At 69.0% G+C, this 5,030-nt stretch carries 4 protein-coding genes; all 4 read right to left on the bottom strand.

Annotation, left to right across the window (positions count from 1 at the left end; genetic code table 11):
• Positions 1-389 precede the first annotated feature (389 nt).
• The 4 genes from AB0950_RS40295 to AB0950_RS40280 all read right to left on the bottom strand — a co-directional run bounded on the left by AB0950_RS40295 (position 390) and on the right by AB0950_RS40280 (position 4,834).
• The gene (locus AB0950_RS40295; protein WP_366780807.1) at positions 390-1,862 is read right to left on the bottom strand and encodes a sialidase family protein; all 1,473 of its coding nucleotides are present in this window, start codon (positions 1,860-1,862) and stop codon (positions 390-392) included.
• Between the two features lie 1,214 nt (positions 1,863-3,076).
• Positions 3,077-3,352, bottom strand: a complete 276-nt coding sequence (locus tag AB0950_RS40290; protein ID WP_360162307.1) for a hypothetical protein — start codon at positions 3,350-3,352, stop codon at positions 3,077-3,079.
• A 388-nt stretch (positions 3,353-3,740) separates the two neighbouring features.
• Complete coding sequence (locus tag AB0950_RS40285) at positions 3,741-3,950, bottom strand: hypothetical protein (protein ID WP_360162305.1); 210 nt, start codon at positions 3,948-3,950, stop codon at positions 3,741-3,743.
• Positions 3,951-4,291: 341 nt separating this feature from the next.
• Positions 4,292-4,834: a GNAT family N-acetyltransferase gene (locus AB0950_RS40280; protein WP_360569590.1), complete on the bottom strand. Its 543-nt coding sequence runs from the start codon at positions 4,832-4,834 to the stop codon at positions 4,292-4,294.
• Positions 4,835-5,030 lie beyond the last annotated feature (196 nt).

The raw sequence follows: 5,030 nt of genomic DNA, 5'->3' as shown, positions 1-5,030 counted from the left end.
CAGCCCGCCCCCTTGCGCATACCTCATAACGTCGGCATACCGCAGGGATCATGAGGCGTCAGCCCCTACGACACCACGCTTTGAAGGTCAGTAACTGCCTTCTGAACCAGGACGATCGAGCTTGTCTCAGGGCTCCGTCAGGCCAACCGAAGCCGCCGCCCTCAAATGCGGCCGGCGCAGGTGGACCATGCGCTGGAAGACGCCGCTGAACGCCTTCCAGGTCGCCTTCGACGTCCGACTGAGCCCGAGCAACCGCTGACCACCTCAACAACCAAGATCAGCTGCTAAGTTGACACTCCCGAGCAGCAGGCACCCCCTGTCGGGCGGAGTGGGTCCGAGGCCTGTCTGCAGCCGTCGGCGGTCGGGCCGGGCGACGGCGTCCGCGTCGGTCATCGGGTGCGGAGACTGCTGCTGTACACGTCCGTACAGTTCTGTGGTGCGCCGGAATGTGTCTCGGTGAGCACCGCCCGTACTCCCTTGCCGTCTGCCACCAGGCCTTGGTAGTCGCCGAGGAAGTGGCCCCCGGCGAACGGCGCCTGCAGCCAGTCGAAGACCCGCGAGATCCGTCGTTCGGCCCGGAGCTTCGGGTTTCCGTGCTGCAGCGTGGCCAGTTGGTAGGCGGTGGGCAGGGTGGTCGTGTTGCCGGGCTTGAGGAAGCGCAGGTCGTAGTAGGTGAGCGCGACCGTGCCCCGCTCGGCGACCGCGATCGACGGTGAGAAGGCAGGAACGCCCTGGGGGCTGATCAGCTCCGGGGTCCCCCAGGTGCGTCCGCCGTCGGTGGACCGCACAAGCTGGACGGAGTCGAACGTTCCACCGGAGAAGTCCGAGCCCTCGTAGGCCATGTACAGCGTGCCTGTCTTGGGGTCGACGGCCGGGCTCGGCAGGGTGGCCGCGGCGCGCAGCAGTTTGGTGGGGTCGTTCGGGTCGACCTCCGGTACGGAGGTGTCCTGGGCCACGGTGACCGGGGCGCTCCAGGTCTCTCCGGCGTCGGTCGAGGTGACCACCTCGTAGCGGGCTTCGACGACGGTGCTCAGGTCGTCGGAGTAGGTGATCCGGTCGAAGAAGTCGTACAGGGTGCCGGTGCGCCGGTCGGCGACGATCAGATGGCCGATTGTCTGGGTGTTGAGCACGGTGCTGGTGTCGACGAACGGCCGGGCCTTGCTCCAGGTGCGGCCGCCGTCGCGGGTGAGGGAGATGTAGCCGGGACCGTCGAGGGAGCTGGGGCCGGGTGGGTCGTTGTCGAGGCGGTTCCAGACCTGGTAGGCGGTGGCCTTGCGGATCGGGTCGGCGGTGAGTGAGGGCTTGTCGTTGAAAAACGGCTGCTCGTCGACGTGTGTGGTGGTGAGGTTCTGCCAAGTGCGGCCGCCGTCGCGGGACGTGACTGCCAGGAGGGCGCTGCGCGTGCTCTTCGTGAAGTCGACGCCCTCCCCGCCGGCGTAGACCGTGCCGTCCGGTCCGGTGCTCACCCATGGATCGGAGGCGCGTTCGTAGTCCGCGCCGCCGGGGGCGCACAGGCTGAACGGCAGCGTGCTCCGGTGGAAGGTGTGGCCGTCCGTGGTCCAGCCGGCCGCCAGGCCACGGGCGCCGCCGTCGTTCCAGCGGTCCTGCTGGAACACGGCGACCACGCGCTTGGGGTCGCGTGGATCGACGGACAGGTACGGCTCGACCTCGGTGGCCGGATAGACGATGCTGTCGGGGGACCTCGCTCCGATGGTGCACGTCGCGTACGGGTCGCCGTGGGACACCTTGACCAATGGTGTGCCGTCGGGGTTCCGGTCTGCTGCGGCGGGAGTCGCGCCGGTGACCGTGACGAGCAGGAGCGCGGCGGTGGTGACGGCGGTCAGGGGCAGGAAGACGCGCATGCAGGATCTCCTCCGGGCCTGTCGGCCGGCGTACGGGACCGCCGTCATCGGGGCGGCCTGGGGCGCGGAGGCGTACCGGAACCCGAGGATAGGGCGACTCCGCTTGGTCCTTTTCGGCGTTGCAGCCGGTGCCCTTGATGGGCCGAACGCCGGAGTCATCCCCGGGGTCGTCGAGGAGCACGGGCGGAGCCGACCGGCGGGTGCACCCTGCCGGTCGGCTCCTTGGTCGTGCTGTTACGGCGCCGTCTCGTAGGTCGCCGGAGAGGGCCGTGGGCCGCGTGCCGGTTGGCGATGCCGACGGGGTCGGCCTTGGCTCAGACGGGTTGGTGGAGCGGGATGACCTGTGCTGGACCTCTTCCACGGTGGCGATGGGTCAGGGCATCGGCAAAGGGCCACCTCAATGCGGACAGCGGCGCGGTCATCGCCCGCGCCAAAAGGAAGACTCCATCACCATCGGCATATCCAGGCTCGAGGCCGGCAGAACTGCTCCTTCTTCTGCACCTGTTCAAGACCTGCCGAGTGTCAACAACGCTCGTGATCAAAACAGCAGGGAAATCCGAAATCAACACCGCTAGGAAATGCGAACGACCTCGTCGGTCACTGTTCGACGCCACGGCCGAGGCCGCTCAGGACGGCGGCGAGCGCGGTGTTCAGGACGGCGCGGACCGTCTCGTAAGCGGTGACGGCCTTGGCGTCGAGACGGTCGGCGTCCACCATCGCGAGTGTCGCGCTGTCGTGACGGGCGCGGGCGGTCCACCCAACGGTCGACCGGGTGCCGTCACCCCCTACCTACCGCGCCGGGTGCACCGGCCGGACTGGATGCCCAGCCGTGCGCCGACCGGTCAAGTGATCGCCGGCATGGTCCCGTCAGGCAGCGCGCAGGCGTCGCCGGCGCTGACAGCGCCGACGGCGCTCACACCGGCAAGGGTTGCCGCGGCCAGGGCGAGCCCAGGTCCGCAGGATGCCCGCGAGGCAGGCTGGGCGCCGCGACCGGGCGGTGACTGCCCGGCCCCGGAGAGGCATGACGTCACCGACCTCCTCCGGCCGCATCGGTACGCCGCGTGTGCGTCGGTAGGAGCGGGGCGACGTCGATGTCGTTGGCGTCGAGACTGCTCACCGGGGCCGCGTTGTGTCCGGGCAGCCCGGGGTTGAGGAGGAGACGGGCCGTACCTGCCTCAGACCGGAGCCGGCGGGCGGCTGCCGCGCGCGGTCCTCTAACGCGGTTCGTGGGCCGCCGCCCGGCAGGCACCGGTCGCGGCGCCGCCCGCCACTCCGGCCCCGGTCAGCCCGGTCACACAACCCTGCAGGTCTCCGACCACGCCACGGCTGCAGGCCGCTGTGACGGAGTCGGAAGCGGTGGCACCGGCCAGTTCGGCCATCTTTGTGCAGGCGGGGATGTCCGCATGGACCGCGGGAGCGGCGAGGACCGCACCGCCGAGGGTGAGGGCCAGGCCGGTGAGGGCACCGGCGATACGGGTCGACGTGCGCATGGGACGCACCTGCCTTCCGGGTTGGTCGCGCGGTCCTGGTCCCGGCGGGCCGCCACGCGGTAAGGACGCCTGGCGACGCTCGGTGAGGGGTGCCCCGGCCGACGGGCTCACAGACTGACCGCACGATTCTTTGCGTCGCATCCATTGAGCCGCACCGGGACATGGTCGCCAGGCCGAAGGAGAGGGCCCCGGACCCGATGAGATGCACTCGGACCTCCGCTCGCGGGCCCCTCACTCCAGCGTCGCATCCTCTCGCCCGCCCGTCCTGGGCACCCGGGGGGCGGTCGACCTGGCGTGCCCGACGGGTCGGCACAGTCCCTGCGACTCTCCCGGCTACGCTCGGGCCGGAGCGCCCCGCGGCTCGTGGCTGCGGGGCGCCTTGTGGGGTTTAGTCGATCTTCTCCCCGTTGTGCGTACCGCCCTTGCAGAGGTTGTCCGTCAGATCGGCCGTTCCGCCGCCCTGCCTGCACTCTGAAGGGGTGACGTAGGATGCGGCACCCTTTGCAGTGGCGGCGGTGGCGGTGGCGGCGCCTGTGAGGCCGAGACCGGCGAGGGCTGCTGTGGCGATGACGGCGGCGAGGACTCGTCGAATGCGCATTTGGTTCCCCTTTCACAGATTGCCTCAGTTGGGGCACTAGCCAGCTTGATCTTCACCCATGTGGGTGGCACGTCATGCTGCGCCATTCGGGTGACAGTGCTGTCGGGTGCGGGGTCGGTGACGCGGCCCGTCGGACAGGCCCTGGAACGAAGAGACCACCTCGGTCGGATGGGTGGCCTCTTTCGTTGTTCCGGTGGGGGCAGCGTCCGCAACCGGCCCCATGCTCCTGTTCGGCACGCAGGTCCAGCAGGACCTTGTCGTCGGCCGCGTCGTCGGTGATGTGCCGCTTGGCCAGTAGCCGGCGGCGGTCGTCGACATCCGACGACTCAGCCCTGTGGGCGTCAACGAGTGGTTGTGACGTATTGGTCCGACGACAACTCGAACACCCGTACTCGTCGGCCGCAGGTCGGATTGACGGTCTCACGGGCCGGATGCATCCCCAATTTGGTCGCGATGCGTTCGGAGGCGTCGTTGCCCACTTGAGTGATGCTGACGATCCGCTCCAGCCCTCGCTCTTCGAACCCGAACCGCACAGCGGCCGCAGCGGCCTCGGTGGCCAAGCCCTGCCCCCAGTGGGAACGTCCCAGCCGCCAGCCGACCTCAACCGCCGGCAGTACCTCCGGCAAGAAGTCGGGCACCGAAAGGCCGGTGAACCCGACCACCTCGCCAGTGGACCGGATCTCCACGGCGAACAGGCCGAAGCCCTGGGACTCCCACTCGCTCTCCCATGCCTGGACCTTGGCGCGAGTCTGTTGTTCGTCAAGGACGCTGCCGTCACGGATCCACCGCATGACTTCGGGGTCGGCATTGACGGCAGCCATGGGCGCAACGTCTTCCTCCCGCCAGCGACGCAGGATCAAACGGGGAGTCTCAAGCGTGACCATCCGATCATTCTGGCTCACACGGCTCTCGCCATCCTCACCAGGTGTTCGAGTCGCGGTCCTCGACCAGAACGGTCCGGAAGTGCATCTGCCGCCCCGGGACGGTTATTGACCTTGAATGCGTGATGTCGTCATGGTGGCTGGCGTCGGAGACCGGTGCCGGTGAGGCAGCCGTCGAGGACGTCGTGGCGGTACTGAA

Origin of the sequence: Streptomyces sp. NPDC007189 (genome assembly GCF_040703635.1) — a bacterium.
In the GTDB taxonomy this organism is placed as follows: Bacteria; Actinomycetota; Actinomycetes; order Streptomycetales; family Streptomycetaceae; genus Streptomyces.
The sequence above is the reverse complement of the archived record's forward strand: the minus strand, read 5'-3'. Positions and strand labels throughout refer to the sequence as shown.